The organism is Synechococcus sp. CC9311 (assembly GCF_000014585.1).
Taxonomy (GTDB): Bacteria; Cyanobacteriota; Cyanobacteriia; order PCC-6307; family Cyanobiaceae; genus Synechococcus_C.
The window spans coordinates 26,596-51,245 of sequence record NC_008319.1 but is presented as its reverse complement, the minus strand read 5'-3'; the positions used below and the strand labels follow the sequence as shown (position 1 = coordinate 51,245).

Sequence of the window (24,650 nt, the reverse complement as noted above, 5' to 3'; positions counted from 1 at the left end):
TACCTGTTAATAACTCCGTTATTTATCGGATGCGAAAATATTGTATAGAAATGATCTATTACCTCACCTCGCTCAAATTTTTGACTCAAAGATTTATACGGGAGGTCACAGCGATAACATTTCCCCTCTTGAACGATTTCGAGGGAAGAATAATAGGCATGCTTAGTCATGGACCCGCACCAAACAAGAGTTCCGGAAGATTCCAGAAAATCATAGCCGGAACGGCCATATTTTCCACCGCAGACTGCAGCCGTACACAGAATGACAGCGAAACATACTCATGCCGGAGCATTCAACCAGAAGGCCTATCTCTTATCAAGTTACTACACAATTCAAGGCAATCACACTTCAGCCTCTGCAATCGAGCACAAATACTAAACTTTAAAAGAGCTTATTTAGAGCTATTCCCACTCAATAAGTCGGTTTCCCAAGAATGAGGACTGAACTGGGTTCTCAGCACTCATTTTACGGGGTGAAACTGGGGTGAAACTCATTTGTCCCAGTGAGATTGGACGAAAAAGTTCTCCTAGACACATCGGTAGAGAAACTGTTGGGTTTTGCCTCGTAGAGAAGTCATTAGAGGCAAAAAAAAAGGAAGGTCCCCCCAGACCTCCCCAAGTTCGACGCATTCCCGTGTGAGGAACAAGGAGAGTTTTATATATCCGCACGAACTCTTTTGTAGGGACGAGCACCTAATCAGGGTTCCGCATCAGCACCCCAGACAGCAGGAACCTTTTGCCACCCATTTCGTTTTGGATGGTGATTGCCTTTGGTTTGCCACCAGTGCGGGTGTGCCTGCTTTCCACCCTCCATCCCTCCCATTCGTTCCACTTGGAAAACGGAACGTTGCGGGCATCGGTCTTGGCACCAAGAAACGGCACCAGATAGTTCCGTAACTTCCCCTCAATCAGGGCATACCTCTCCTTGGTGATGCTTCTTCTCCCTGCGGCATCCTTGCCCTCCCATTCCTCACGGATACGGGCACGTTTGGTTTTGAGAAACCTTTCCACCACCTCCTCAACAGGCATCGGCAGAACACTTCCTCCCTGTTTGAGAGTGACCCTGATTTCCATCACCATCTCCTCTGCCTTTGCGATGGCATCTGCCCTCTCAATCACCTTCAAGGACTTCCTGATGCCCTTCGTGTTCGGCACGGGCACTCTTATCTGCCACGCACGTGCCTCAACGGGCAGATGAACCTGCTTATCCAGTCATTTGTAGATGTAGGGCACAGGTGCCTCAACATCCACTCTCAGGTGCCTCAGTGCCTCATAAAGGGCATATGAGTTGGCATTACTTCCCCGACTACCCACAACAGACCTCCCGTGCCTGAATACCTAGGCATTCTCCTACGATTTCTCTACAAATAGTCGTAGAAATGTGCTGTTTAGAAGTGGTCTTTTTCTCTACGTCATCTCTACAAACGGACAGAAACCATCCGTAGAGAAAACAGGAGTTCCACGACATCTCCATAGAGACAGTGACAAGGTGACAGGTGAAACGAAGGTGAAACACACCACCCGAGAACCCTTGTCACTCCGTCACCTAAATCTCAGGTGAAACTTGGGTGAAACCGACTTTTTGAGTGAGAGACAGAGGTTTTACCCCCTGAACTATTCCCACTCAATCGTTCCTGGAGGCTTGCTAGTGATGTCCATTACCACGCGATTCACTCCTTTCACCTCATTCACAATCCGATTGGAAATCACTTCCATAAGGTCATAAGGAAGCCTCGACCAATCAGCGGTCATGCCGTCCTCACTCGATACACAGCGCAGCACGATCGGCCAGGCATAAGTGCGCTTATCACCCATCACACCCACTGAGCGCACGGGAAGAAGCACCGCAAACGCCTGCCAAATGTCGTGATAGAGCCCCGCTGCGTTCACTTCCTCGCGCACAATCAGATCTGCATCACGCAAACAATCGAGCTTTTCCTCCGTGACTTCGCCCAAGATGCGAATCGCTAGTCCAGGGCCTGGGAATGGATGGCGACTCACGATCTCCTCGGGCAACCCAAGCGTTCGACCAACCTTACGAACTTCATCCTTAAACAGCTTGCGTAGGGGCTCCACCAACTTGAAGCGCAGATCCTTAGGAAGACCTCCCACGTTGTGATGGCTCTTGATCTTCACAGCCACACGCTCCCCGGTTTTGGGATCCACGTTGGTGCCAGCACTTTCAATCACATCCGGATAAAGCGTGCCCTGGACTAAATAATCAAATGGGCCTAGACGGCGACTCTCTTCTTCAAACACACGGATGAATTCCGTGCCAATGATTTTGCGCTTCTCTTCTGGATCCGTAATGCCATCAAGCTTTTTGATAAACCGTTCACGAGCATTGATATACTCAACATGAATATTAAATTTACGATCAAAGAACTCCATCAGGAATTCAGGTTCGCCTTTACGCATGAAGCCTTGATCAATAAACATGCAGGTAAGTTGATCTCCAATCGCTTTCTTCAATAAAAAAGCAAGGGTTGAAGAATCCACGCCTCCTGAGAGAGCAAGCAGCACTCTCTTTTGACCAACTTGATCACGCACATTTGCCACTGCTTCATCGATAAAAGCCTCAGTGGTCCAATCCGGTTCACAACCACAGATGTGATACACAAAATTGCGAATCATCACCATTCCACCAGTGGAATGAACCACCTCAGGGTGAAATTGAACGCCGTATAAGCGTCGCTTGTGATTCGCGATAGCCGCCTCAGGCGTATTCGCTGTATGAGCCAAACGCAGGAAGCCGTCGGGCAAAGCCTCCACGGAATCACCGTGACTCATCCACATCGTGGAGCCACTCTCAACATTCGTGAGAAGTGCAGTGGGGTCATCCACCTTGAGCGGAGCCTTGCCGTATTCAGCCTTACCCGTAGCCGCGACCACCTGACCACCAAGCTGCTGAACCATCAACTGCATGCCGTAGCAGACCCCCAGCACAGGGACGCCCAGATCCCAAATCGCTGGATCGCAGAGGGGAGCCTCATCGGCATAAACCGAACTTGGGCCTCCGCTGAGGATGATTCCACGCGGAGCCAAGGCCCGTAATTCTTCAGCGCTGGTGCTGTAGCCCAACACCACCGAAAACACCTCCGTCTCACGAACGCGGCGTGCAATCAGTTCCGAGTACTGGGAACCGAAATCAAGAATGACGATGGCCGGTTTGCGCTGACCTTCGCTCTGGACTGATGACATACCGCACTAGGACCGTCAAAAGAACGGCCTTCCAAACCTTCAGTTCCTTCAGCGTAGAGAAGGACCAAAGCCTGCCTCATCCCCTTCCGAATGAATGCCAAGTCCGCAGCAGGCGAGAAGGGAGAGTCCTGTCAATCCGGTCCAACGCAACTGGCGTTGGCGATCAAATAACGCCGCACCAACCCGCATAGGCCAAGTGCCATAACGCTTTAGGTAAGCCTCGCTTCTTACTTCAACCGCCTGTGCGATCGCTTGCCAGACCTGATCTGCCCTTGTGGAATCGCGCTTCTGAAGCTCTTGCAGCGCCGATTCCATCGACGCACAACCCAGTAGGTCTTTGATCAGATCCACACCAAGTCCCTGCTGCAGGGCAATCGCCGCAAGAACCTCTAATCGACCATCCGCCAAATGGTGGTGGGTATGGAAGATCCCGCCAGCCAATTTGACCAGCTTTCCGTGATAGCCGAGCAACAGCAGGTTGCTAATGCCCGCTTCCGCACTGGCCACAAGCAAAGGTCCAATCCAGTTCCCTGCCTTAAGCAGAGGCTGTTGATCAGCAAGACCCAGTTGATGGGCGAGATCCAACCCGTTTTCCCCAATCACAAGGGTGAGGGATCCGCAAAAATCGGCTGCTCCCGCAATCGCCTGAAGAGCATCAAGGCTGGCGCGCAGCTGATCCGGCGATGCACTCGATTGCACCTCGGCTTGCGTGCCGATCAAGGCCAAGCCATCCACCACGCCAAACGCTGCATTACTCGTGCGCTGGGCCAGCTCGCGGCCGAGCGGAAACACAACTTCCAACTGCAGACATCGACCAGTAGGAACCAGGTCGCGCAGATTGGCCTCCATCACGCGGCGGGCGAAATCAGAAGCGCAAAGATCACCCTCAGACCCCTGTCTACCGAGCCCCTCCCCCGGCACGATCTCCAACCAACCTGTTTCCGGTTGACTCCAACGCACCTGAACCCAAATTTCTAAATCTCGAGTGAGATCGAGACCTGGTCCTGGATCACAGCGGCTGATCGCCAAAGCTTGCTCTCCTCTTTGCAAGGGCGCTGCCGATTGAACCTGCACGCTGAGGGGCTGGTCGCGACCTGGAATCTTCAGCGATTGTGGATTTTCGAACGCCTGTCCACACAACACTTGCGTAGCCGCTCGAGCTGCGGCGGCAACCCAGACGGGGAGAGTCAGCCCTTGGGGGGAGTCTGTGCGGGATTGCGTGATACCGAATAGCAAGCAGATCGTTTTTTAGAATGAACGATTGGCGCTCTTCCGGACGTGCAGGACAAGCTCACCCTGATGATCCCCGGACCCACCCCGGTGCCAGAAACGGTTCTGAAAGCGATGGGACGCCATCCCATCGGGCACCGCAGCGGTGAGTTTCAAGCGGTGGTGGAACGAACAACCGCCCAACTGCGCTGGCTGCATCAAACCAACAACGACGTGCTGGTGATCACCGGTAGCGGCACAGCTGCTATGGAAGCTGGAATCATCAACACACTCAGTCGTGGAGATCGGGTGATCTGTGGCGACAATGGCAAGTTTGGCGAGCGCTGGGTCAAGGTGGCGCGTGCCTACGGCCTTGAGGTGGAGGTCATCAAGGCGGACTGGGGACACCCCCTTGACCCAGAAAACTTCCGGACCGCGTTGGAAGCCGACAGTGACAAAACGATCCGAGCGGTGATCCTGACCCATTCAGAAACATCCACAGGCGTGATCAACGATCTTGAAACGATCAGCCGCCACGTCCAAGCCCATGGCACAGCACTGACTATTGCCGACTGCGTCACCAGCCTGGGAGCCACCAACGTGCCCATGGATGACTGGAACCTGGATGTGGTTGCATCTGGATCCCAAAAGGGCTACATGATGCCGCCAGGGCTCAGCTTTGTTGCAATGAGTGAGCGAGCTTGGAAGGCCTACGAACGCTCGGATTTACCCAAGTTTTATTTGGATTTGGGTCCCTATCGGAAAACTGCAGCCAAAAACAGCAATCCATTCACGCCTGCAGTGAATTTGTACTTCGCTCTCGACGCCGCACTGGAGATGATGCAGGCGGAGGGGCTTGAAGCGATTTTTGCGCGCCATGCGCGTCACCGTGACGCAGCAATAGCTGCGATGAAAGCGATCGGATTGGCGCTGTTTGCAGCCGAAGGCCATGGGAGTCCGGCGATTACGGCAGTTGCACCTGCAGGAATGGATGCGGAACTGCTGCGTAAAACCATTAAAGATCGCTTCGACATTCTGTTAGCGGGCGGTCAAGACCATCTCAAAGGCAAAGTGTTCCGCATTGGCCATCTCGGCTTTGTCTGCGATCGAGATGTTTTAACAGCCGTAGCTGCCATTGAATCCGTGTTGCATTCACTTGGCTTCCACAAGGGTCAGATGGGCGCTGGACTTAGCGCTGCATCAGCCGCTTTAAGCAATAATTAGAACAATTAATCATCAACTCGATTATCGGGCGTGCGATAGAATCACGCCTATGCGGGTGTAATTCAGCGGTAGAATGTCAGCTTCCCAAGCTGGACGTCGCCGGTTCGAATCCGGTCACCCGCTTGGTCAAGATCTTGGTTTAATCAATTGCATCACCTGAGGACCAACGGTGCCTGCGCGCCGTTCCTGTTCAAGTGCTTTCAAAATGAAAGATCCTGAAGACGAGACATCGCCCGCTTCAGCTGCAGATTGTGCTTTCTGAAAAAACACACCTGCTTTAGCAAGATGCTCCTGTTTTTGATTGGGAGCAGATTGCACCATCGTTGAAGTTCTATCGAGGACCGAATTCAACACTAAATGGACTTAAGTTTCAATAGTCTAACGAATGAATGACAAGTCAATCTCAACTCAAGTACCTGGCTCTTCGATGTTGCCCCCGAGTTCAGCAATCTGACCACGAAGCATTTCGCATCTGCTGGCATCTCCCCGCGTGATTGCAACAGCTAGAGCGAATTCCAGCTTTTCAAGCTGGTGACCACCTTCAAAGAAATTTTGTCGGTTGCGCAACATGACTTCGCACATCGCTGCGGAATTGGTGGGTGAATGAGCCATAGGTGGCTTTATTCAAATTGTGGCAACCATGGGATGGGTTAGGCAGCCAAGTCTTGCTCCGAGGACATATCAGAGTTGGATTGATCCACCCATTGCGGCTCAGAACGCAGTAGTAGGTCTCTGCAGTCGGTCAGCAAACGATCGACCCCATCAAGCCGTTCCATCTCATCTGTGGGCATGGTGTTGACCTCAGACGACTGGCGTTCAAGCTGAAGCTCCAAACTCTCAAGGCGATTCTCAAGCTTGATCAGCCGCTGAGATAAAGCATTCAGGGTCTCCGCTACATCCTCAGCGGTACGCGTAATGCGGAAGGAAACGGACTGGGTCATCGCCCTAATAAACAGATATGCCCCGATAACAGCACATCAGAACCACTCGATCCAGACTAAGGATCAATCTGCAGCGTGGTGTTCATGCCCCCACTCACAACGGTGCTCCTCTATCTCCTCGCCGGCACGAGCATGGGATTGCTTGCCACACGCACTGGAATCCCTGCTGCACCACTGGCAGGAGCACTGATCGGAGCCGCCATGGTGAGCATGAGTGGACGCCTCGAGGTGGCTCAATGGCCAACAGGCACAAAGACCTGTCTAGAAATCGCCATTGGCACGGTGATCGGCACAGGCCTGACCAGAACCTCGCTCGATCAATTACAACAGTTGTGGAAGCCTGCGGTCTTAATCACGCTCACCCTCGTCCTCACCGGAATCGTGGTAGGGCTGTGGAGCAGCAGACTGCTAGGCGTTGATCCTCTTGTCACCCTGCTGGGTGCAGCGCCTGGAGGAATCAGCGGCATGAGCCTGGTTGGAGCTGACTACGGCGTTGGCGCAGCTGTTGCTGCACTGCATGCCGTTCGCTTGATCACTGTCTTGCTGGTCATTCCTGTTGTGGTGAAACTGCTAACACCACTTGGGCTGGGTGATTCCTGACTCGGGCCTAGACAGAGCGACTCCAATCGATATTTTAGTTTCTGATCGCTTCAATCGTCCTGCCATGGCCCTTCTGCGCCAGCGCCTTGCGCTCCTCCTCTCTCTGGCGGGTATCGCTGGACTTGGCTTGACCCCTTTAGAAGCGATCGCCGGGACGCCTGAGGCCGTTAAGGGCGCAAAAATTTATTGCTACATGAGAAGCAGCAATAACGATCACACCGTTAGCTGGGAAGCGGCTTATGCCTTGATCAAACGCCAAAAAAGCGGAATGTTCAAAACGTCACCAGAACATGCTGCAGTGATGATCACTGAGGCTGTTGTGGAAGATCCAGGCAGCTACCCCGACTGCGGTCAGTACCTAGGGGATCTTTTTGGAGGCAGCAAAGGTTCTGCAAAATCATTAAACAGCGTCCTCAACTCAACCAATTCGAGCAATTCATCAACGACTTCAGAAACCTCCTCCGACTGGGACAAGGACGACCGCTATAGCTATTGATGTTCCCTTCCATACGATTCATTCCCATCCTGATGATTGGCGGTTTGCTTCTCACAGGTTTGGGATGCCGCAGCCGATCCGAACCGAAGCCTGCAACCGTCTCACCTGAAACGTCCATTGCGGATTGCATGTCAGATCTTGATCTGAACAAGCTCGACAAAGCACTTCAGCGTTGCAATGAGGTCGTCGACGCCCATGGTGACAAACCAGCGGCGCTTGCTGATCGCTCGCTTTTGCTCACCCTGATGGGCAAGACCGACCAAGCCTGCGCAGACGTGACCCAAGCCATCTCTCTATTGCGCCAAGACAAGGGATCCACTGATCCAATGGTGGTCCATGAATTAAATGTGCGTCATAAATCCTGTAAACAGCGAGACACCATCTTGGGCAACGGTTGACGATCGAGCGTGACGCGACGCGGTCCCAGCAACAGTTCGATCCGTTCGGCTTTGCTAGCCACCAAACCGTCCACGAGCTGATCAGCAAGACCAAGCTGAAGCCAATGGCTGGTCAGCCCTCCTTCCATACCAATGCGATGGCAACGATCTTCCGCCTGATCAATGTCCCCAGGCGTCCAAGGCCGTTCGAGAAGAACAACATCCTGAGAGCGGTGGAGCGTAAAACCAAGCCCACCAGCAGCGAAGGTGGCCAAAAGTAAATCGGTCTCCCCAGCTTGAAAGCAGTCCACAGCAAACTGCCGCTGATCAGGTTTCTGACGGCCTGTCAGCAAAACACCTCCCAGACGTTCGTGGAGCAGCAGCAACGGATCCACAAAGCTGCTGAACACAACGATCGGCTTGTGCTGCTGCCGCAAACGCTGAATCAACTGTTGCGCAGCTGGCAACTTGAATTCGGCTGCAATTTGCCGCAAAGCTGTGAGCACCGCCAAAGATTCAGCGTCAGAACGCACCAAACCCTCCGCCACCCTTTGGCGATAGTCATCGATGACCAACCGAAGGCGGTAATCAAAACCCTTCACCTCCTCAGCGTCGAGATCGATCCCTTCAAACATCCTTCGTTTGGGAGGGAGGTCCAAAACCTGCTGCTTACGGCGATGCAAAACAAGCGGTCGGGTCAGGCGACGCAGCTCGTCCAATCGGCTGGCTCCTGCGGTTTGCCAACGCTGCCGTCCGCCTTGCTCGCGGAAATGCCCCTGACAAAACAATTCCTCGTAAGAGTGCTGATCTCTAGCAATGGGATGGTCCATCGCAGCCAGCAAGGGATAAAGCTGATCAGGCCGGCCGTTCTTCATAGGAGTGCCGGTGAGCATCCAAATGGCTCGGAGACGGGGATGCCGGGCAAGGCGTAGGAAACTCTGAGTGCGTTGTGCATGCAGTGTTTGGGCGTAATGGGCCTCATCCACCAGAAGCAAAGTACCCGCCTCCGGGAGCTCAGACGGAAGTCGCGCCCAGCTGCAAAGGTCCGGTATTAGATCAAGGGCCGCGGCCTCTCGGCGCCAATGCGAATGCAATCCCACAGGAGCCACAACCAACAAGCGCAGCGGCAAGGCACGCAGCAAGGCTCTAGCCGCAAGCAACACAGTGAGCGTTTTGCCAAGACCCATCTCATCTGCCAGCACCGCGCCGCGCCGCGCTAACAACCAGCGAGCACCCGAGCGCTGGTGAGGCATCGGTAAGCGACCATCACGCAAACGTTGATCCAGATCCGCGTGCGCGATCAGATCTCGGTGAGGCGGCAATGGGGGTAGCGGATGGCGGTGCCAATGCAACCAACGCATCAGCTCCTCATCCACCCGAAAGCGCCGTTCAAAACGCTGCAACAGAGCCTCAGCTGAGGCAAGAGGAAATTCCCAACCCAGCCGAGAACCACGCCATACGCCCCTTGGACGAATTCTGCGCATCTCCGCATGGGTCACCGCATCAAAGGGGTAACGGGCCTGGACCAAACCAGACGGAGTCAATCCCAGCTTGCAAGATGTTGGTGATGAAGCCGTGATTCAGATTCAAAGACTCAGACGCTAGTCCTCTACACAGCTCCGTAGTGCGCTGGCCCCCACAGCACCCGCGGTTGACTGTTCCAATCATCCATTGATCCGTCCAAAACCCGCATGACCGTGAAAATGCAGCGTTCGACACGTTGACGAACCCTGCCCTCACGTCAGACTCTCAGTAGCTGAGGTGTGGGGATGCACAGCCGGGATGCGGTTTTCCTAGAGGATCTCTGTCCCAAGCTGCGCAATCGACGCTGGCGTCAATCGATTCATCTCCATACCTGCAACCGCTGTATTTATTGCGGCAAACCTTCTGAATCGATCGACCATGTCTTCCCCCTGAGTCGAGGGGGCATGAGTGTGACCGAAAATTGTGTTCCAGCTTGCCTGTCTTGCAACGGTCAGAAATCTGACGCCGATGTTTTTGATTGGTATCGCCGCCAACGCTTTTATGACCCGCGCCGCGCCATGGCCATTCGCGCCTGGACCGATGGCGATCTGCGCCTCGCCATAAGATTGCTGCAGTGGGCCCAGCCTGAACACAACCAACCACCCAACTCCAAACGAGCAAACGACACTCTTACTAAGGGAGATGATGAGCAGAGTTGGGGGCTTCGTACAGCCTGATCACCACACCCGACAGGCAGCTGCGGAGTGATAGTGCTGACAGATCGAGGCGCTTTGCTCCGGCCTCTCTGGAGCCAACAACAGGGCACCTGTCACCAGAGCCGCAGCTAAGAGCGCTGAGCCCGTGCGAAGCCTTGCAATGTCCTGGGCCTGCGCTCTACCACGACGAGACACCCGACTCTGGGGCAGCATGGAATCTCGTGAGGGCGCCAGTGAAAAGGAAGAATCAGCCACAACAAAACCGCGATTAATACGTTTGTACTGATGCTGAACGATCTTGTCAACCGCTGCGCTCCTCTCCCGTCGGGCGCCACGTTGTGCATTCTTGGAGCTGGATTCAGCGGTGGCCATCTCGCCAAGCTGTCCAAAGCGCTTGGGACAAGAGTGATCTGCACGAGCCGCCGACCGGAATCCGGCAGCGATCATCTGCCCTTTGACAGCGCCAAAGGGATCGTGCCCGGCCACGAAGTACTCGCCTCCGTCACCCATCTGATCAGCACAATCCCACCCACCAAAGAGGGAGCGGATCCAGTGCTGTCGTGTCTTGGAGAGCAGCTGCAGCAGCTTCCACTCCAATGGGTGGGCTATTTCTCCACCACCGGCGTCTACGGAAATAGCAATGGCAACTGGGTGAATGAAACCAACGAGCCCCAACCCACTCAACTCCGCAGCCAGAAGCGATTGGACTGTGAGCAGCTCTGGCGCAAAAGCGGCCTGCCGGTGCAGATCCTGCGCTTACCGGGGATCTATGGGCCAGGCCGCTCCCCTTTGGCTGCCGTCCGCTCAGGCGAAGTCACTCCTGTGGATCAACCAGGGCAGATGTTTTGCCGAATCCACGTGGATGACCTAGCTGGAGCCTGCTGGCATCTCATGCATCGAGCCGCAGCAGGACAGCGACCAACAGTGGTGAACATCAGTGATAACAGGCCCGCCTCCCGCCTCGAGCTTCAACGTTTTGCCGCCGAACTCTTGGGATGCAAACTCCCAGCACCGATCCCCTTCAGTGAAGCCCAAGCCACCATGAGCCCAATGGCTCTCTCCTTCTGGGCAGACAACCGCAAAGTGAGCAACGCACTCCTGCGAGACGAACTGGGCTACACCTTTCTGCATCCGGATTATTCAAGCGGTCTCAAGGATTGTTTCGAGGCTGAAGGCTTCAACGCGATGAATCCTGAACCCGAGGCGGAGCCTTAAGCATCGGCAGTTCATGCAACGGAAGCGGCTTGTCTGAACCGGTTTCAATGAGTCCTGCATCATCGAGCAACCGCTGCCACTGCACTTCAATCCAGCCCTTCCTCAACGCCGTTCCCAACCCGTAAAGCAATAACCCCAGGAGCAACCAGCGCAGCATGTCCTTCTCTCATCCCTCCTCTGACGCTACCCACCGCCTGGTGATTGCTCTCGGTGATCCTGCTGGAATCGGCATGGAAGTCACGTTGAAAGCCCTCGCAGACCCTCGATTGCCAGATGGACTGAACCCACTCGTCGTTGGCTGCCGAAAAACTTTGGAGCAGACGTACACCAGGCTCAAAGCCCAACAGTGCCCCCTGCTGATGGATCCCAGCAATCTGGACATTGACGATCTACCGATCCATGACGCAATCACCCCTGGGAGACCAAGCCCTGAAAGCGGCGCATCCAGTTTTCGCTGGCTGAGTCATGCCGTCTCACGCGTGAAAGAGGCGCAAACACTGGCTTTGGTCACAGCGCCCATTGCGAAACATGCCTGGCATGCCGCAGGACACGACTATCCAGGCCAAACAGAGCGTTTGGCAGAACTCGACAATGCGCGTCAAGCCTCAATGCTGTTCACAGCCGTCTCACCAAACCATGGCTGGAGGCTGAACACCCTTCTTGCCACAACGCACATTCCACTGCAAGAGGTTCCCACTGCACTCACCCCCGACCTCATACTCCGCAAGCTGGACGTGCTCAGCGAGTTCTGTCTGAGGTTCAATCCCAACCCGCGCTTGCTCGTTGCTGGCCTCAATCCCCATGCTGGAGAACAGGGCCGCCTTGGCAGTGAAGAAACCAACTGGCTCATCCCCGCACTCCACCAGTGGCAGCACAACCATCCCCACATCTATTTGAGCGGGCCTCTGCCCCCTGACACCTGCTGGCTCAGCGCTGCCAAGGCCTGGCAGCAAGGAGGTCAAGCGGAATCACCGGATGGAATCCTCGCTTTGTATCACGACCAAGGCTTAATCCCCATGAAGCTGATGGCCTTCGATGAGGCCGTGAACACCACGCTCGGACTGTCGTTCCTGCGCACCTCACCAGACCACGGAACCGGCTTCGATATCGCAGGACAGGGGGTGGCGAGATCGACGAGCATGGTGGCAGCGATTCGGGCCGCCTGGGAGCTCAGCCGGGCTTAACCCGCATCAATACCTGACCAAATTCAACAGGGGTGCCGTTTTCCACCAGGATTTCAACCACTTCGCCAGCCAGCTCAGATTCGAGCTCATTCATCAGCTTCATCGCTTCAAGAATGCAGATCGTTTGGCCTACTCCAATGCGAGTCCCAATCTCTACAAACGAAGGCTCTCCTGGCGCTGGAGCCCGATAGAAGGTCCCAACCATGGGGGCCGTCACTTCCAACAAATCTGAGCGAGATCCAGCCGCAGGCGGCGGGGTTCCGGCAGAGAATTCAACAGCAGGACTCTCTGGCGGAGGAGCGACCGGTGCAGATGCCACTGGCGCCAATGGCGCAGCCACTGTGGTCACAGGTAGGTTGCGACGCACTTCCAGGCGGAAGTCGTCTCCCTCCAGGCGGAATTCCTGAATATCACTCTCGACGAGAGCGGCAAGCAGGGTGTGGAGCTGATCGTGGTCGAGCTGCATGATTAACCGTTCTCCCGTCCCAGATAGGTGTCGTTGCGAGTATCAACCTTAATTTTCTCGCCGATCGATAAAAACAGGGGAACCATCACCTGAGCACCGGTTTCCAAAATGGCTGGTTTCGTACCCCCAGTTGCTGTGTCTCCTTTCACGCCGGGATCGGTCTGAGCGATCTCCAACACAACCGAATTCGGCAATTCAACTTCTAAGGGCTTCTCATTCCAGGTCACGACATTCACCTCCATGCCCTCCTTGAGATATTTACGACTGTCTCCGATCTGTTTGGCCGTCAGACGCGTCTCTTCATAGGTAGACATATCCATGAAGACGAAATCTTCGCCCTCCATGTAGGTGTGTTGAAGCGTCGACTTCTCGAGCAGAGCCTGTTGAAGCATCTCCCCAGCTCGGAACGTTTTCTCCACAACACTGCCGCTTTGAACGGCCTTGAGCTTCGTGCGGACAAACGCAGACCCCTTGCCTGGCTTGACATGCAGAAACTCGACCACGCGCCAGACAGCACCGTCCAGCTCGATCGTGGTGCCAGTGCGAAAGTCGTTGCTGGAGATCATTCCCGCGGAACGGTTCAGTGGATCATACGGCTGTGCCAAAGTCCTGACAGCACCTGGGGTTCTCCTTGGCTCACCGCCGTCTGACCGCTCTGCTTCTTGCCTGGCTAGCCGCCTTTGGCCTCTGGCTTGCCAAACCGGTATGGGCAGACCTGCCTCAAGGCAATGCCGTACAGGATCCTGCGGCGATCCTGCGCGATTCATTGCCGATGAATCAAGAGGATCTACGCGAGCTTCAGCATCGGCTGGAATCCACCAGTAACGATTTACGTGCCAAACGCTGGGGTGCTTTGGGCCGCACGGTGAGCCGCACCCAAAAACTAGTGGCCACCCAAGGCAACAACATTGTTGAAGCCGTTCCTGAAGAACAACGCAGCCAGGCAGAGCTGCTGCTCAACGAGGTGCGCTCTGACCTGGTCAAGCTTCAGGACGAGGCGGATGCCAATGATCGAGATGGATTCATCCAAATCCGTCGCGACACCCTGAGCCGGATCGGTGATCTTGAAGCACTTCTGATCGACGATCGTCTTCCTGACATCCCTTCCGAATTCGATGCCTTGCCACGGCTTGCTGGACGGGCAACCGTGGTGATCGAAACAACGCAAGGAAACCTCACAGCCGTTGTGGACGGTTACAACGCTCCTCTGACAGCAGGCGCCTTTATCGATCTCAGCCTGAAAGGCTTTTATGACGGCCTCCCTTTCAATCGCGCCGAAGATTTCTACATCCTGCAAACCGGAGATCCAGAAGGTCCTGATATCGGCTACGTGGACCCAAAAACCAAACAAGAGCGACACGTTCCCCTAGAGATTCGCATTCCAGGCGAAACCGACACCCTCTACAACGAAACCTTCGAAGATGTTGGCCTGTTCAAAGCAGCAGCAGTTCTTCCTTTCTCCACCCTTGGGACTCTGGGCTGGGCCCATTCCGACCAAGCCCTTGACGATGGATCGTCGCAATTCTTCCTGTTCCTCTACGAAGCAGAACTCACCCCTGCTGGTCTCAACCTTGTAGACGGGCGCAATGCCGCCTTCGGCTACGTGGTGGATGGCTTTGATGTTCTCGAAGAACTGGGCGTCGACGACGGAATCAAACGCATCCAGGTGATCGAGGGCGCCGATCGACTCCAAGCTCACGCCTGATGCTGACGTGAGCATCACGCTGGCCGAACTTGGCGAAACGCAGCTGCTGGACCGTCTGGCCCGCTTTGCCCCTCCAGGCCAGCTGAACGACGACACCGCCTTGCTACCGCCTGATTCAAGGGCACTGCTGGTGAACACCGACGTCATGGTCGAAGGTGTTCATTTCAGCGACGCCACCACGGCCCCTGCCGATGTGGGTTGGCGTGCTGCAGTGGCCAATCTGTCTGATCTAGCTGCCAGTGGCTCCGAGCAGGTAGAGGGAATCACCGTGGGCCTGGTGGCTCCTGGCAGCACATCTTGGTGGTGGGTTGAACAGGTGTATGAAGGCATCTCAGAAGCCCTTGAGCGTTTTGGTGGAACTCTCTTGGGAGGTGACTGCAGCACCGGCAACCAAAGAGTCCTCTCGATCAGTGCGTTTGGACGACTCGGACCGCTGCGACTGCATCGGGCACTGGCACGACCTGGTGATCTGCTGATGAGCAGCGGCCCCCATGGGCTGAGCAGACTTGGACTGGCACTCCTGCAGGACACCGCACTCCCCACCCCACTCTCACTTCCACCCATGCTGAAAAAGCAGGCGATTCGTTGCCACCAGCGGCCATGGCCAAGATTTGATGCTCTTCAGACTCTGATGGCCTGCAAACCCGAGCAGCTTCCCTGGAGAGCCGGTGGGACCGACAGCAGCGATGGCCTACTCGCTGCAGTGGAGAGTCTCTGTCGCAGCAGTGGCTGCGGCGCTGTTCTGCGCAGAGAGGCCCTCCCACGCGCCGATGACTGGCCCTGCGAGGAGAGATGGGATCGCTGGTGCCTCAGTGGCGGCGAAGATTTCGAACTGGTGCTGAGCCTGCCTCCTGAGTGGGCTGAATCCTGGAAACGGCATCAGCCTGAAAGTCGATGCTTCGGCACCATCACCGCCGAGACAGGAAGGATTATCTGGAACGAAGATGGTGCGCTCCTACAGCCATCAGGGTTCTCCCATTACCGCTGAAAGAACGCACAAAAAAACCCTCCCTTAGGGGAGGGGATGAGATCAAGTCTCGAACCTGAGGATTACTTCCAGCCTTTGGCAACAACCTCAGCCAAGTCAACGACACGCTGGCTGTAGCCCCACTCGTTGTCATACCAAGCAAGAATTTTCACAGCTTTGTCGCCCATCGCATAGGTGAGATCAGCGTCAAAGATGGTCGATTCGTTCGTGCCGGCGTAGTCGGTGGAAACGAGGGGCAAGTCGGTGTACTTGATGATTCCCTTCATGCCGTTTTCAGAGGCGCTCTTCATGGCAGCTTTGACCTCCTCAACACTTGGGCCCTTGGATGTTCCAAAGGTCAGGTCAACAGCGGACACATTCGGAGTAGGAACGCGCATGGCGAAGCCAGTGAGCTTACCCTTCACTTCGGGGTACACCAGGGCAACAGCCTTAGCTGCACCCGTTGTGGTGGGCACCATGTTCAGCGCTGCTGCACGGGCACGACGCAAGTCGCGATGGTTGTTATCCAGAATTCTTTGGTCACCGGTATAGCTGTGAATGGTGGTCATCAAGCCCCATTCCATGCCGAAATTCTGATCCAGAACCTTGACGATTGGCGCCAGGCAATTGGTGGTGCAACTTGCGTTGCTGAGAATGTCCCAATCTTCGTGGCGATACTGATCGTCGTTGACTCCAACCACGAACGTGCCGACCCCAGCACCCTTACCAGGAGCGGTAAGAATCACCTTCTTGGCACCAGCCTGGATGTGCATGCTGGCCTTTTCATCAGTGTTGAACACACCGGTTGATTCGATGACCAGATCAACACCCCATTCCTTCCAAGGGCAATTGAGGGGGTTGCGATCGGCGAAGAATTTGATTTCCTTGCCATTGATGAACATGGAGTCATCAGTGGTTTTGATATCCACTGATGGGTCCAAGCGACCCAAAATCGAGTCGTAGGTGAGTAGGTGAGCGCTGGTCTTGGGATCAGACGTGGAGTTCATACCCACGATTTCCAGACCAGTGTCAGCACCGCGGCTGATCCAACCTCGCAGCACATTGCGACCAATTCGGCCGAATCCATTGATGGCAACGCGCAGGGTCATGGCAGAAATAAAGCGGTCTTACCGCTAGGAGGTTTTGGCCGCAGATCATACAGAATTTATTTGGAAATTCCTCCTATTGATCTGCTTAACAATTAAAAGGAATGACCTTCTAGCAGTTGGCCACAGGGAAAAGCTGGATTATCGTTTGCCCTCACGTTGACTCCCCTTGGCCGATTCGATCCAGCCCGAGAAGCACATTCACTTCATTGGGATGGGTGGAATCGGCATGTCGGCACTGGCTCTGATCCTTGCTGAAAGGGGCCATTCCGTGAGTGGATCCGACCGGAAACTCACACCTGCAATGCAGGCCCTTGAGACCAAAGCACTCGCCATATTCGAAAGCCAGGTCTCGAAGAATTTTGCCCATCTCCAATCACGCGGCATTGAAGAGCCCTTGGTGGTGGTCAGTACGGCCATACCGAGCACCAATCCAGAGTTGATCGAAGCGCAGCGCTTGGATCTAACGATTTGGCATCGCTCCGACCTTTTGGCCTGGTTGATCGAGCAACAACCCTCCATCGCTGTGGCTGGTAGCCATGGGAAAACCACCACAAGCACTGTCTTGACCACCCTCCTCGCCACGGTTGGCGAAGACCCCACAGCGGTGATTGGTGGTGTCGTCCCCTGTTACGGAAGCAACGGTCACAAAGGCAACGGTCGTCTCCTTGTCGCTGAGGCCGACGAGTCCGATGGATCACTGGTGAAGTTCAAGGCCAGTCTCGGGATCATCACCAATCTCGAACTGGACCATACAGACCATTACCGCAATCTCGACGACTTGATCGAGACGATGAAAACCTTTGGCCGCGGCTGCAAACGCCTACTCATCAATCACGACGATCCAATTCTGAAAGAACACTTTCAAGCCGATGCCTGTTGGTCTGTTCACCATGTCGAAACAGCGGATTACGCCGCTTTACCTGTGCAACTCGATGGAGATCGCACCATCGCCGACTATTTCGAGCAAGGGCAAAAGGTTGGTCAAATCACGCTTCCCCTGCCAGGCCTGCACAACCTGAGCAACGTAGTGGCCGCCCTGGCGGCTTGCCGCATGGAGGGGGTTCCCTTGGAGGCTCTTTTGTTGGCAGTAACCGAACTGCGTTCGCCAGGTCGTCGCTTTGATTTCCGAGGCGAGTGGCAAGACCGACAAGTGGTTGATGACTATGCCCATCACCCCAGCGAAGTTCAAGCAACTCTGACCATGGCCCAGCTGATGGTGCAAAGCGGCCGAAGCCCCTTACCCCGAACACCCCAACGCCTTCTCGCTGTTTTCCAACCGCACCGCTACAGCCGCACACAAGAATTTCTCAACGCCTTTGCCCAGGCACTCGTGTCCGCTGACGCCCTCGTTCTTGCCCCGATTTATGGCGCTGGTGAACAACCGATCGAGGGCATCAACAGTGAGCTTCTGGCTCGCTCCATTCGGCTGATCGATCCCAATCAGCCCGTCTTTGTGGCTAGCACTATGGAAGAGCTCGCAGGTCTGGTGAAACAACACAGTCAGCCTGATGACTTGATTTTGGCGATGGGTGCTGGAGATGTGAACAGTCTCTGGGAACGCCTGTCACAGGAAGGAATTGGAGGAGAGGCGTCATGTTCACCGGCGATCGCGGCCTGAATGCCCTTCTCGAGTCGGGGGTTCTCCAACAGGAGGTGCCCCTCGCGAACTACACCACTTGGCGGGTGGGAGGTCCAGCTCAATGGTTGGCCGAACCCAACAATGCTGAGCAATGTCTTGAGCTTCTCCAATGGGCCAAAGCTGAAGGTCTGACGACCCGAGTGATTGGAGCGGGATCGAACCTGCTCATCGCTGATGCTGGTCTTCCGGGCCTCACACTTTGCTTGCGCCGTCTCCAAGGCAGCCAACTGGATGCCGAATCAGGGCAGGTAAAAGCCTTGGCGGGTGAACCACTTCCAACACTCGCCAGGCGCGCAGCCAGACTTGGATTACATGGACTGGAATGGGCCGTTGGCATCCCTGGAACCGTGGGTGGGGCCGCGGCCATGAACGCCGGAGCCCAAGGCGGCTCAACAGCCGACTGCCTGACAGCCGTGGAGGTGATCGATCAATCGTTAACGGACACGGTGAAGACCACCACGCTGCTCAGCAATACCGATCTCGCCTACGACTACCGACACAGCCTCCTTCAAGGCAGCGACCAAATGGTGGTTGCAGCGCAGTTCCAATTGGAACCTGGCCACGACGCCAAGGAATTGATGCGAAAGACCAGTGGCAACCTCAGTCACCGCACCACCACCCAGCCTTACCAATGGCCAAGCTGCGGGAGTGTGTTCCGCAACCCAGAGCCCGAAAAAGCTGGTCAGCTCATCGAGGGCTTAGGGCTCAAGGGGAGACGTATCGGAGGCGCTGAAGTCTCTTCGGTGCATGCCAATTTCATCGTGAACGTCGGCGATGCCACAGCCGATGACATCCGCGCCTTAATCGACTTAGTGCAGAACGAAGTGGAACGTATGAACGGAATCACTTTGCATCCTGAAGTGAAACGCTTGGGCTTTCAAACGACCGATTAGCCTTCGCGTCACTTCACTGGTGTCATGGCAGGGTTTGGACTTCCCAATTTCGGACAGCTCACTGAGGCATTCCGAAAGGCTCAACAAATCCAGCAAGACGCGCAAAAGTTGCAAGAGGAACTCGATGCCATGGAGATCGAGGGCAACAGTGAGGACGGTCGAGCCAGCATCTGGTTGTCTGGCAATCAACAACCGTTGAGGGTGCGTCTGGATCCTTCACTGCTCAGCGAAGGACAGGAGGCCACAGAGGCCGCCACACTCGCCGCCTTGCAATCGGCCTATGAACGCTCCACCGGCACCATGAAAGAACGCATGGAAGAACTCACTGGCGGCCTCAATCTCAACCTCCCCGGGATGGGCGGCTAAGTCCGAGAAGATCCTCCACTGCTCGCCTATAGATCGGGTAGCGCTCCCAATCGCGCGTGACTCCGCATCCAGGTTCATCACGGTGCAAACAATCTCGAAAACGGCAGGGATGCTGCTCGAGCTGGACGCGTAATTCCGGAAACAACACCTCAAGATTTCTAGGGTCGTCTGGCAAATCTGGCCGATTAAAACCGGGCGTATCGGCAACGCGTGCCTTGGCTCCCAAGTGATGCAACTCCACATGTCGAGTGGTGTGACGTCCACGTTGCAGCCGTCCTGAGACGGAACCGATTCGCAAATCGAGTTCTGGGATCAAAGCATTCAGCAATGAGCTCTTCCCAACTCCTGAGGGACCGCACAACACCGACAAAGACGATTCGGCAAGGCGTTGCTTCAGCTCAGAGAGCCCAAGGCCGCTGAACGTCGACACCAGCAAAGGGGGATAGCCCCAGGCCTGAAGGCGCACGCGCAGACGCTCCAAAGCTTCCGGCTCTAAGAGATCGGTTTTGGTCAAGACCAGCTGCACCGCCAGTGACGTTCGCTCTGCCGTCAACAGAAAACGACTGGCCTGATCAGGATCAAAAGCCGGTTGATCCACAGCCAATGCCACAACCACCGTGCTGGCGTTGGCTACGGGCGGCCTTGTCAGAAAACTGACGCGAGGTTCCACATCAGCGACCACTGCACGGGCATGACTCACATCGATGGCTTCCACCCGCACGCGGTCACCGACGTAGACCGCCTCACCGCGATGACTCAGGCGCGTGCGGCGAGTACACAACAGTCGTGAGGGAATCAACTCAGACACCTGATCCAACTCCACCTCCAGGTAGTTGGCCTGGAGCGCAACAACCATGCCGGACTGAGCCGGCTGATCAAGCACCACCACACACCACCAGAAGGCGCACCCAATCGCTGGCTTGATCCATCACCTGTACTTGATGGCCATCCCGAGTCAGCCCCGGTATCACCATCTCCTCAGGCTCACCCCGATCGAGATCAACCTGAAAATGCTGCCCGGGACGCATGGCCTCCAAAGCCAAACGGCAACGAATGAAATTGGTTGGACAGGGAGTGCCCCTTAGATCCAGATAATGATCAGGTTGGGCATCACTCATCTGTCAGCGTTGCCCGAAGAGTCGAGCAAATAGGCCACTCTTGTGGTGATGGTGCTGCTCACCACGGGCTGAATGGTGTCCAGCCAAATCTTCGAGGAGACCGCGTTCTTCATCGTTGAGACGGGTCGGCAATGTCACCGTGACGGAAATGCGCTGATGACCACGGGCCACTGGATTTCCCAGCTTGGGGATACCTTTGTTTTCAAGCGATAACACGGAATTGGGCTGGGTTCCTGCCGGAATGTCCAGCGATTCGGGTCCATCCACTGTTTCCACCTCAATGGTGTCGCCAAGGATTGCCTGCAGATAACTCACCTTCACCTCCGAAAGGACGGTGAGCCCATCGCGCCTCAGGCTTGGATGTGATTTAACCGTGAGAAATACATATAAATCTCCAGAAGGACCGCCACGTAGCCCAGCATTTCCCTCACCGGAAACCCGCAGGCGGGTGCCCGTGTCAACACCAGCGGGAATGTTGATTCGCAATTTCTTACGGACCTGCGTGACCCCTTGACCCCCGCAGGAACTGCAAGGGTCAGCAATCACCTGGCCACTGCCATTGCAACTGGGGCATTCAGCCACCTGCTCAAAATTCCCAAAGGGAGTCCGCGTAGCGCGACGCACCTGCCCAACTCCACCACAGGTAGTACAGGTAGTGGGACCACTCCCCGATTTGGCACCGCTCCCGCCACAGGTGGTGCAGGTCTCGAGGTGGGGGATGCGAATCTCCCGCTCTTGACCAAAGACAGCCTGGTCAAAATCAATCGTGAGGTCGTAGCGCAGGTCATCTCCCTGTTGAGGCCCTCGCCTGCGCTGACGACCTGCACCACCAGCAGCACCACCAAACCCACTGAAAAAGGTTTCGAAAATGTCTGCGAAACCACCCATATCGCCCATATCGGGCATGCCACCGCCGCCACCGAGCCCAGCCTCACCGAACTGGTCATACCTCCCGCGGGTTTGGGGATCGCTCAGCACCTCGTAGGCGCGGCCAATCTCCTTGAAGCGATCTTCAGCTCCAGCCTCTTTATTGATATCAGGGTGATATTGGCGAGCCATCCGCCTGTAGGCGCGCTTCAGGGTGTCGGCATCTGCATCCCTGCTCACCCCAAGTAGGTCGTAGTAATCGGCCATCAGCTCGTCATTCCGCTGCGCACACTAGGCATAAGTTTTGAATCATTCGCTCGGCGCAGGCATCGGGGAGCCATCATCTCCCTGAATTGGTGGAGCGCTCTCACCACCCTCTGTCGCTTGAACCGCGGCATCTGATTGCTGCGGTCCAGGTCCCATCGACACCTTGACTAAAGCGTGACGCAATACCTTGCCGCTGAGGTGATAACCACGCTGCAATTCTTCAACCACCACATCTTCTGGATGCTCGTTACTAGGTTCGCGTAACACCGCTTCATGAAGACTGGGGTCGAACTCTTGTCCAACAACCCGCATTGGGGCCACACCAAGTTGCTTGAGAACATCAACGAGTTGCTTGTAGAGACCCTGATAACTGCGGTGCAGCGATTGGGCTTCTTCTCCTTGAGGATCAAGCTGTTGACGAGCGCGTTCGAAGTTATCGACCACAGGAAGAATTTCCGTCAGGGTGCTGCAGGTGATCTGCAGCTTCAGGTCGTCCTGATCCCGGCTCTGACGTTTGCGAAAGTTGTCAAAGTCGGCCGCAATGCGCACGTACTGAGCACTCAATGTTTCGTGTTCTTGGCGGAGGGTGCTGTGCTCGCGCTCCAGTTGCTCAAGCCGCGCTTCATTGTCCTGAGCAGAGGGAACTCCCTCTGAAGCAGAGTCTGAAGAAGCAGCAGCGGGTGTCTCCTCAACAGAGGATGTGGGGTCCTGCTGGGCTTCGGGAACATCCGATGCCGAATCGTTAGCCGGGATGGAAGCGTCGCCGCTCATACTGACCAGATGCAAAATCACGTCTAGACATGTTGAAGGGTCACATGGACCCACCACAAGCGCGGAAAGCCGAATCAGCATGAGCGCCGACTCCACCCGAATGCCGCTACCGCCTGCTCTGCCGGCAAAGCTGATTTCAGAGGCAGAGCTCGCCGCTGGAGAAGCGCTCCTTCATTCCGGGCAAGTTTTAGACCTTGAAACCTGGAAGCAACTTCAGGCGCTCCCCATCCACCTCACCGACGACGGCCTCATGGTGGCCATCGCGAGCAGCAGCGACCGAAACAGCCGTGAACAGCTCAAGCAGGTTTTAAAAAGCCATGGCTACATCACCAAACTTGTATTGGCCAATGGAGCAGATCTAAAACGGATTCTTGATCCACAAGAATTCAACTCAGATTCAAATATCAGCCAAACATCAATTAGCGAGACAGCGAAATCACTTCTCGATGGATTTGACACTGAAGGAATCTTAAGTGCCGATCCAGATGAAGCTGAAATTCAGAGCAATTCGGCCTCCTCGCTAGACATCAATTCATCAATAACCGGTGCATCTCCAGTTGTCACATTGGTGGATCGTATCTTAATTAAGGCATTAGACATGAATGCCAGTGATATCCATGTAGAGCCGCAACAATCAGGATTGCAAATTAGGCTTAGAAAGGATGGCGTACTCACCAATTTAGCGCAACCACTCCCGATTAAACTAATCCCAGCGATTACCTCTCGCTTCAAGATCATGGCTGATCTTGATATCGCTGAACGGAGGCAAGCACAAGATGGTCGCATCCGTAGACAGTACAAAGGACGAACTGTTGACTTTCGCGTCAACAGTCTTCCCAGCCGCTATGGAGAAAAGATTTGCTTGCGGTTACTCGATAGTCAATCAACTCAGTTAGGGCTGGACAAACTCATCTCCAATCCCAACACACTGGAGCTTGTACGAACCCTTGGTTCAAAGCCATTCGGCATGATTCTTGTGACCGGACCAACAGGATCTGGTAAATCCACAACTCTGTATTCCTTACTAGCCGAACGCAACGAACCTGGGATCAATATCTCCACCGTGGAAGATCCTATTGAATACACATTGCCTGGTATTACTCAATGTCAGGTGAATCGAGAAAAAGGATTTGACTTCAGCACTGCTCTTCGTGCCTTCATGCGCCAGGACCCAGATGTGCTGTTAGTGGGTGAGACCCGTGATCAGGAAACAGCAAAAACTGCCATCGAAGCCGCGCTAACAGGGCACCTGGTCTTAACCACCCTTCACTGCAACGATGCCCCGAGCGCCATCGCCCGACTCGACGAAATGGGCGTTGAACCCTTCATGGTGAGCGCATCCTTGCTCGGCATCGTTTCTCAACGCTTACTCAGGCGCGTATGCAGCGAGTGCCGAATCCCCTACCACCCAGATTCGCGAGAATTAGGCCGCTTTGGCCTCATGACGAGCGATGAAGGCAATATCACCTTTTTCAAAGCCAAACACCACGAAGGGCCAGAAACGCCATGCCCCACCTGTCAGGGCACCGGTTACAAGGGCCGTATCGGTGTGTACGAGGTGTTACGCATGAATGAAGCCCTGGCGGCATCGGTCGCCAAGGGCGCAACCACTGATCTCGTTCGCCAATTAGCACTTGAAGCAGGAATGAAAACCTTGCTCGGCTACAGCCTTGATCTCGTGCGAGAAGGTCACACCACTCTGGAAGAGGTGGACCGAATGGTGTTGACAGATGCGGGACTGGAATCGGAACAACGTGCCAGGGCCCTAAGCACAGTCACTTGCCGTGGATGTGGTGGCGGACTGCAAGAAGGTTGGTTGGAATGCCCGTACTGCCTGACACCCCGTCAGTGAGAGC

Annotated in this window: 29 protein-coding genes and 1 tRNA gene; 14 read left to right on the top strand and 16 right to left on the bottom strand. The window is 55.2% G+C overall.

The annotated features are described in order from the left end of the window. Positions 1-692: 692 nt before the first annotated feature. The 3 genes from SYNC_RS00260 to cbiD form a co-directional block, all read right to left on the bottom strand. The gene (locus SYNC_RS00260; protein ID WP_237699238.1) at positions 693-1,124 is read right to left on the bottom strand and encodes a hypothetical protein; all 432 of its coding nucleotides are present in this window, start codon (positions 1,122-1,124) and stop codon (positions 693-695) included. 489 nt (positions 1,125-1,613) lie between these two features. After that, positions 1,614-3,200, bottom strand: a complete 1,587-nt coding sequence (guaA, locus tag SYNC_RS00255; RefSeq protein ID WP_011618037.1) for a glutamine-hydrolyzing GMP synthase — start codon at positions 3,198-3,200, stop codon at positions 1,614-1,616. Between the two features lie 48 nt (positions 3,201-3,248). Then, positions 3,249-4,424, bottom strand: a complete 1,176-nt coding sequence (gene cbiD, locus SYNC_RS00250; protein ID WP_049750374.1) for a cobalt-precorrin-5B (C(1))-methyltransferase CbiD — start codon at positions 4,422-4,424, stop codon at positions 3,249-3,251. 54 nt (positions 4,425-4,478) lie between these two features. Here cbiD and SYNC_RS00245 point away from each other — a divergent pair, with 54 nt between their 5' ends. Both SYNC_RS00245 and SYNC_RS00240 read left to right on the top strand, forming a co-directional pair. After that, the gene (locus tag SYNC_RS00245) at positions 4,479-5,633 is read left to right on the top strand and encodes an alanine--glyoxylate aminotransferase family protein (RefSeq protein WP_011618035.1); all 1,155 of its coding nucleotides are present in this window, start codon (positions 4,479-4,481) and stop codon (positions 5,631-5,633) included. A 51-nt stretch (positions 5,634-5,684) separates the two neighbouring features. Then, a tRNA-Gly gene (locus tag SYNC_RS00240) sits at positions 5,685-5,756 on the top strand. 3 nt (positions 5,757-5,759) lie between these two features. Here the strand turns inward: SYNC_RS00240 and SYNC_RS00235 are convergent. From SYNC_RS00235 to SYNC_RS00225, 3 genes are all read right to left on the bottom strand, one after another. After that, entirely contained in the window at positions 5,760-5,954 is a 195-nt protein-coding gene (locus tag SYNC_RS00235; protein ID WP_041426210.1) for a hypothetical protein, read from the bottom strand. An 87-nt stretch (positions 5,955-6,041) separates the two neighbouring features. Beyond that, a complete protein-coding gene (locus tag SYNC_RS14485) occupies positions 6,042-6,245 on the bottom strand; it encodes a hypothetical protein (RefSeq protein ID WP_011618033.1) in 204 nt (67 codons plus the stop codon). Between the two features lie 38 nt (positions 6,246-6,283). Further along, positions 6,284-6,574 (bottom strand): hypothetical protein, encoded by a 291-nt coding sequence (locus SYNC_RS00225; protein ID WP_011618032.1) that lies wholly within the window; start codon positions 6,572-6,574, stop codon positions 6,284-6,286. Between the two features lie 84 nt (positions 6,575-6,658). On the opposite strand from SYNC_RS00225, the gene SYNC_RS00220 reads away from it, so the two are divergent. The 3 genes from SYNC_RS00220 to SYNC_RS00210 all read left to right on the top strand — a co-directional run bounded on the left by SYNC_RS00220 (position 6,659) and on the right by SYNC_RS00210 (position 8,068). Further along, complete coding sequence (locus SYNC_RS00220; RefSeq protein WP_011618031.1) at positions 6,659-7,174, top strand: AbrB family transcriptional regulator; 516 nt, start codon at positions 6,659-6,661, stop codon at positions 7,172-7,174. 64 nt (positions 7,175-7,238) lie between these two features. Further along, positions 7,239-7,670 (top strand): DUF6554 family protein, encoded by a 432-nt coding sequence (locus tag SYNC_RS00215; RefSeq protein WP_041426820.1) that lies wholly within the window; start codon positions 7,239-7,241, stop codon positions 7,668-7,670. Between the two features lie 32 nt (positions 7,671-7,702). Continuing rightward, on the top strand, positions 7,703-8,068 hold the full coding sequence (locus tag SYNC_RS00210) for a hypothetical protein (protein WP_237699237.1): 366 nt from the start codon (positions 7,703-7,705) through the stop codon (positions 8,066-8,068). Here SYNC_RS00210 and SYNC_RS00205 read toward each other — a convergent pair. Beyond that, positions 8,023-9,531, bottom strand: coding sequence for a DEAD/DEAH box helicase (locus SYNC_RS00205; RefSeq protein WP_041426818.1), 1,509 nt, complete (start codon positions 9,529-9,531; stop codon positions 8,023-8,025). The two genes, SYNC_RS00210 and SYNC_RS00205, sit on opposite strands and share 46 nt — an antisense overlap. Positions 9,532-9,816: 285 nt before the next feature. On the opposite strand from SYNC_RS00205, the gene SYNC_RS00200 reads away from it, so the two are divergent. Further along, positions 9,817-10,248: an HNH endonuclease gene (locus SYNC_RS00200; RefSeq protein ID WP_011618028.1), complete on the top strand. Its 432-nt coding sequence runs from the start codon at positions 9,817-9,819 to the stop codon at positions 10,246-10,248. Here SYNC_RS00200 and SYNC_RS00195 read toward each other — a convergent pair whose 3' ends face one another. After that, complete coding sequence (locus SYNC_RS00195) at positions 10,249-10,440, bottom strand: hypothetical protein (protein ID WP_011618027.1); 192 nt, start codon at positions 10,438-10,440, stop codon at positions 10,249-10,251. It lies immediately after the preceding gene. Positions 10,441-10,512: 72 nt separating this feature from the next. Here SYNC_RS00195 and SYNC_RS00190 point away from each other — a divergent pair, with 72 nt between their 5' ends. Beyond that, positions 10,513-11,442, top strand: a complete 930-nt coding sequence (locus SYNC_RS00190) for an SDR family oxidoreductase (protein ID WP_011618026.1) — start codon at positions 10,513-10,515, stop codon at positions 11,440-11,442. Here the strand turns inward: SYNC_RS00190 and SYNC_RS00185 are convergent. After that, positions 11,405-11,599 carry a hypothetical protein gene (locus SYNC_RS00185; protein WP_041426208.1) on the bottom strand — a complete coding sequence of 65 codons (195 nt, stop codon included), beginning with the start codon at positions 11,597-11,599 and terminating at the stop codon, positions 11,405-11,407. The two genes, SYNC_RS00190 and SYNC_RS00185, sit on opposite strands and share 38 nt — an antisense overlap. Between SYNC_RS00185 and pdxA the strand changes: the two genes are divergently transcribed. Continuing rightward, positions 11,598-12,626 (top strand): 4-hydroxythreonine-4-phosphate dehydrogenase PdxA, encoded by a 1,029-nt coding sequence (gene pdxA, locus SYNC_RS00180; protein ID WP_011618025.1) that lies wholly within the window; start codon positions 11,598-11,600, stop codon positions 12,624-12,626. The genes SYNC_RS00185 and pdxA overlap by 2 nt on opposite strands. Here the strand turns inward: pdxA and accB are convergent. After that, on the bottom strand, positions 12,613-13,092 hold the full coding sequence (gene accB, locus SYNC_RS00175) for an acetyl-CoA carboxylase biotin carboxyl carrier protein (RefSeq protein ID WP_011618024.1): 480 nt from the start codon (positions 13,090-13,092) through the stop codon (positions 12,613-12,615). The genes pdxA and accB overlap by 14 nt on opposite strands. Before the next feature lie 2 nt (positions 13,093-13,094). Then, positions 13,095-13,658, bottom strand: coding sequence for an elongation factor P (gene efp / locus SYNC_RS00170; protein WP_011618023.1), 564 nt, complete (start codon positions 13,656-13,658; stop codon positions 13,095-13,097). Between the two features lie 65 nt (positions 13,659-13,723). On the opposite strand from efp, the gene SYNC_RS00165 reads away from it, so the two are divergent. Both SYNC_RS00165 and thiL read left to right on the top strand, forming a co-directional pair. Further along, the gene (locus SYNC_RS00165; protein WP_011618022.1) at positions 13,724-14,797 is read left to right on the top strand and encodes a peptidylprolyl isomerase; all 1,074 of its coding nucleotides are present in this window, start codon (positions 13,724-13,726) and stop codon (positions 14,795-14,797) included. A 7-nt stretch (positions 14,798-14,804) separates the two neighbouring features. Then, positions 14,805-15,785, top strand: coding sequence for a thiamine-phosphate kinase (gene thiL / locus SYNC_RS00160; RefSeq protein ID WP_011618021.1), 981 nt, complete (start codon positions 14,805-14,807; stop codon positions 15,783-15,785). A gap of 62 nt (positions 15,786-15,847) precedes the next feature. Here thiL and gap read toward each other — a convergent pair whose 3' ends face one another. After that, entirely contained in the window at positions 15,848-16,873 is a 1,026-nt protein-coding gene (gap, locus tag SYNC_RS00155; RefSeq protein ID WP_011618020.1) for a type I glyceraldehyde-3-phosphate dehydrogenase, read from the bottom strand. A gap of 166 nt (positions 16,874-17,039) precedes the next feature. On the opposite strand from gap, the gene murC reads away from it, so the two are divergent. Genes murC through SYNC_RS00140 form a run of 3 tightly spaced genes read left to right on the top strand, consistent with a single transcriptional unit; the run spans position 17,040 to position 19,771 of the window. Then, positions 17,040-18,491, top strand: a complete 1,452-nt coding sequence (gene murC, locus SYNC_RS00150) for a UDP-N-acetylmuramate--L-alanine ligase (protein WP_011618019.1) — start codon at positions 17,040-17,042, stop codon at positions 18,489-18,491. Then, positions 18,467-19,405, top strand: a complete 939-nt coding sequence (gene murB / locus SYNC_RS00145) for a UDP-N-acetylmuramate dehydrogenase (RefSeq protein WP_011618018.1) — start codon at positions 18,467-18,469, stop codon at positions 19,403-19,405. The genes murC and murB overlap by 25 nt, the downstream gene beginning before the upstream one ends. Positions 19,406-19,429: 24 nt before the next feature. Further along, the gene (locus tag SYNC_RS00140; protein ID WP_011618017.1) at positions 19,430-19,771 is read left to right on the top strand and encodes a YbaB/EbfC family nucleoid-associated protein; all 342 of its coding nucleotides are present in this window, start codon (positions 19,430-19,432) and stop codon (positions 19,769-19,771) included. Here SYNC_RS00140 and rsgA read toward each other — a convergent pair. The 4 genes from rsgA to grpE are packed head-to-tail and all read right to left on the bottom strand — an operon-like array spanning position 19,746 to position 22,794. Beyond that, the gene (rsgA, locus tag SYNC_RS00135; protein ID WP_011618016.1) at positions 19,746-20,660 is read right to left on the bottom strand and encodes a ribosome small subunit-dependent GTPase A; all 915 of its coding nucleotides are present in this window, start codon (positions 20,658-20,660) and stop codon (positions 19,746-19,748) included. The genes SYNC_RS00140 and rsgA overlap by 26 nt on opposite strands. Continuing rightward, the gene (locus tag SYNC_RS00130; protein WP_011618015.1) at positions 20,647-20,889 is read right to left on the bottom strand and encodes a sulfurtransferase TusA family protein; all 243 of its coding nucleotides are present in this window, start codon (positions 20,887-20,889) and stop codon (positions 20,647-20,649) included. The genes rsgA and SYNC_RS00130 overlap by 14 nt, the downstream gene beginning before the upstream one ends. Before the next feature lie 3 nt (positions 20,890-20,892). Then, positions 20,893-22,023: a molecular chaperone DnaJ gene (gene dnaJ, locus SYNC_RS00125; protein WP_041426205.1), complete on the bottom strand. Its 1,131-nt coding sequence runs from the start codon at positions 22,021-22,023 to the stop codon at positions 20,893-20,895. A 42-nt stretch (positions 22,024-22,065) separates the two neighbouring features. After that, the gene (gene grpE / locus SYNC_RS00120) at positions 22,066-22,794 is read right to left on the bottom strand and encodes a nucleotide exchange factor GrpE (RefSeq protein ID WP_041426204.1); all 729 of its coding nucleotides are present in this window, start codon (positions 22,792-22,794) and stop codon (positions 22,066-22,068) included. Between the two features lie 79 nt (positions 22,795-22,873). Here grpE and SYNC_RS00115 point away from each other — a divergent pair, with 79 nt between their 5' ends. Then, positions 22,874-24,646, top strand: a complete 1,773-nt coding sequence (locus SYNC_RS00115) for a GspE/PulE family protein (RefSeq protein WP_237699236.1) — start codon at positions 22,874-22,876, stop codon at positions 24,644-24,646. Positions 24,647-24,650 lie beyond the last annotated feature (4 nt).

Bases quoted from the DNA above. Each gene is read 5' to 3' on its own strand.
- SYNC_RS00190 (WP_011618026.1), top strand. From the start codon at position 10,513: ATGCTGAACGATCTTGTCAACCGCTGCGCTCCTCTCCCGTCGGGCGCC.
- SYNC_RS00215 (WP_041426820.1), top strand. From the start codon at position 7,239: ATGGCCCTTCTGCGCCAGCGCCTTGCGCTCCTCCTCTCTCTGGCGGGT.
- guaA (WP_011618037.1), bottom strand. From the start codon at position 3,200: ATGTCATCAGTCCAGAGCGAAGGTCAGCGCAAACCGGCCATCGTCATT.
- gap (WP_011618020.1), bottom strand. From the start codon at position 16,873: ATGACCCTGCGCGTTGCCATCAATGGATTCGGCCGAATTGGTCGCAAT.
- SYNC_RS00185 (WP_041426208.1), bottom strand. From the start codon at position 11,599: ATGCTGCGCTGGTTGCTCCTGGGGTTATTGCTTTACGGGTTGGGAACG.
- pdxA (WP_011618025.1), top strand. From the start codon at position 11,598: ATGTCCTTCTCTCATCCCTCCTCTGACGCTACCCACCGCCTGGTGATT.
- efp (WP_011618023.1), bottom strand. From the start codon at position 13,658: ATGATCTCCAGCAACGACTTTCGCACTGGCACCACGATCGAGCTGGAC.
- SYNC_RS00220 (WP_011618031.1), top strand. From the start codon at position 6,659: ATGCCCCCACTCACAACGGTGCTCCTCTATCTCCTCGCCGGCACGAGC.
- SYNC_RS00130 (WP_011618015.1), bottom strand. From the start codon at position 20,889: ATGAGTGATGCCCAACCTGATCATTATCTGGATCTAAGGGGCACTCCC.
- SYNC_RS00210 (WP_237699237.1), top strand. From the start codon at position 7,703: ATGATTGGCGGTTTGCTTCTCACAGGTTTGGGATGCCGCAGCCGATCC.
- SYNC_RS00115 (WP_237699236.1), top strand. From the start codon at position 22,874: ATGAGCGCCGACTCCACCCGAATGCCGCTACCGCCTGCTCTGCCGGCA.
- grpE (WP_041426204.1), bottom strand. From the start codon at position 22,794: ATGAGCGGCGACGCTTCCATCCCGGCTAACGATTCGGCATCGGATGTT.
- SYNC_RS00195 (WP_011618027.1), bottom strand. From the start codon at position 10,440: ATGCTGCCCCAGAGTCGGGTGTCTCGTCGTGGTAGAGCGCAGGCCCAG.
- murB (WP_011618018.1), top strand. From the start codon at position 18,467: ATGTTCACCGGCGATCGCGGCCTGAATGCCCTTCTCGAGTCGGGGGTT.
- SYNC_RS00205 (WP_041426818.1), bottom strand. From the start codon at position 9,531: ATGCGCAGAATTCGTCCAAGGGGCGTATGGCGTGGTTCTCGGCTGGGT.
- SYNC_RS00140 (WP_011618017.1), top strand. From the start codon at position 19,430: ATGGCAGGGTTTGGACTTCCCAATTTCGGACAGCTCACTGAGGCATTC.
- accB (WP_011618024.1), bottom strand. From the start codon at position 13,092: ATGCAGCTCGACCACGATCAGCTCCACACCCTGCTTGCCGCTCTCGTC.
- SYNC_RS00200 (WP_011618028.1), top strand. From the start codon at position 9,817: ATGCACAGCCGGGATGCGGTTTTCCTAGAGGATCTCTGTCCCAAGCTG.
- SYNC_RS00225 (WP_011618032.1), bottom strand. From the start codon at position 6,574: ATGACCCAGTCCGTTTCCTTCCGCATTACGCGTACCGCTGAGGATGTA.
- SYNC_RS14485 (WP_011618033.1), bottom strand. From the start codon at position 6,245: ATGGCTCATTCACCCACCAATTCCGCAGCGATGTGCGAAGTCATGTTG.
- dnaJ (WP_041426205.1), bottom strand. From the start codon at position 22,023: ATGGCCGATTACTACGACCTACTTGGGGTGAGCAGGGATGCAGATGCC.
- SYNC_RS00235 (WP_041426210.1), bottom strand. From the start codon at position 5,954: ATGGTGCAATCTGCTCCCAATCAAAAACAGGAGCATCTTGCTAAAGCA.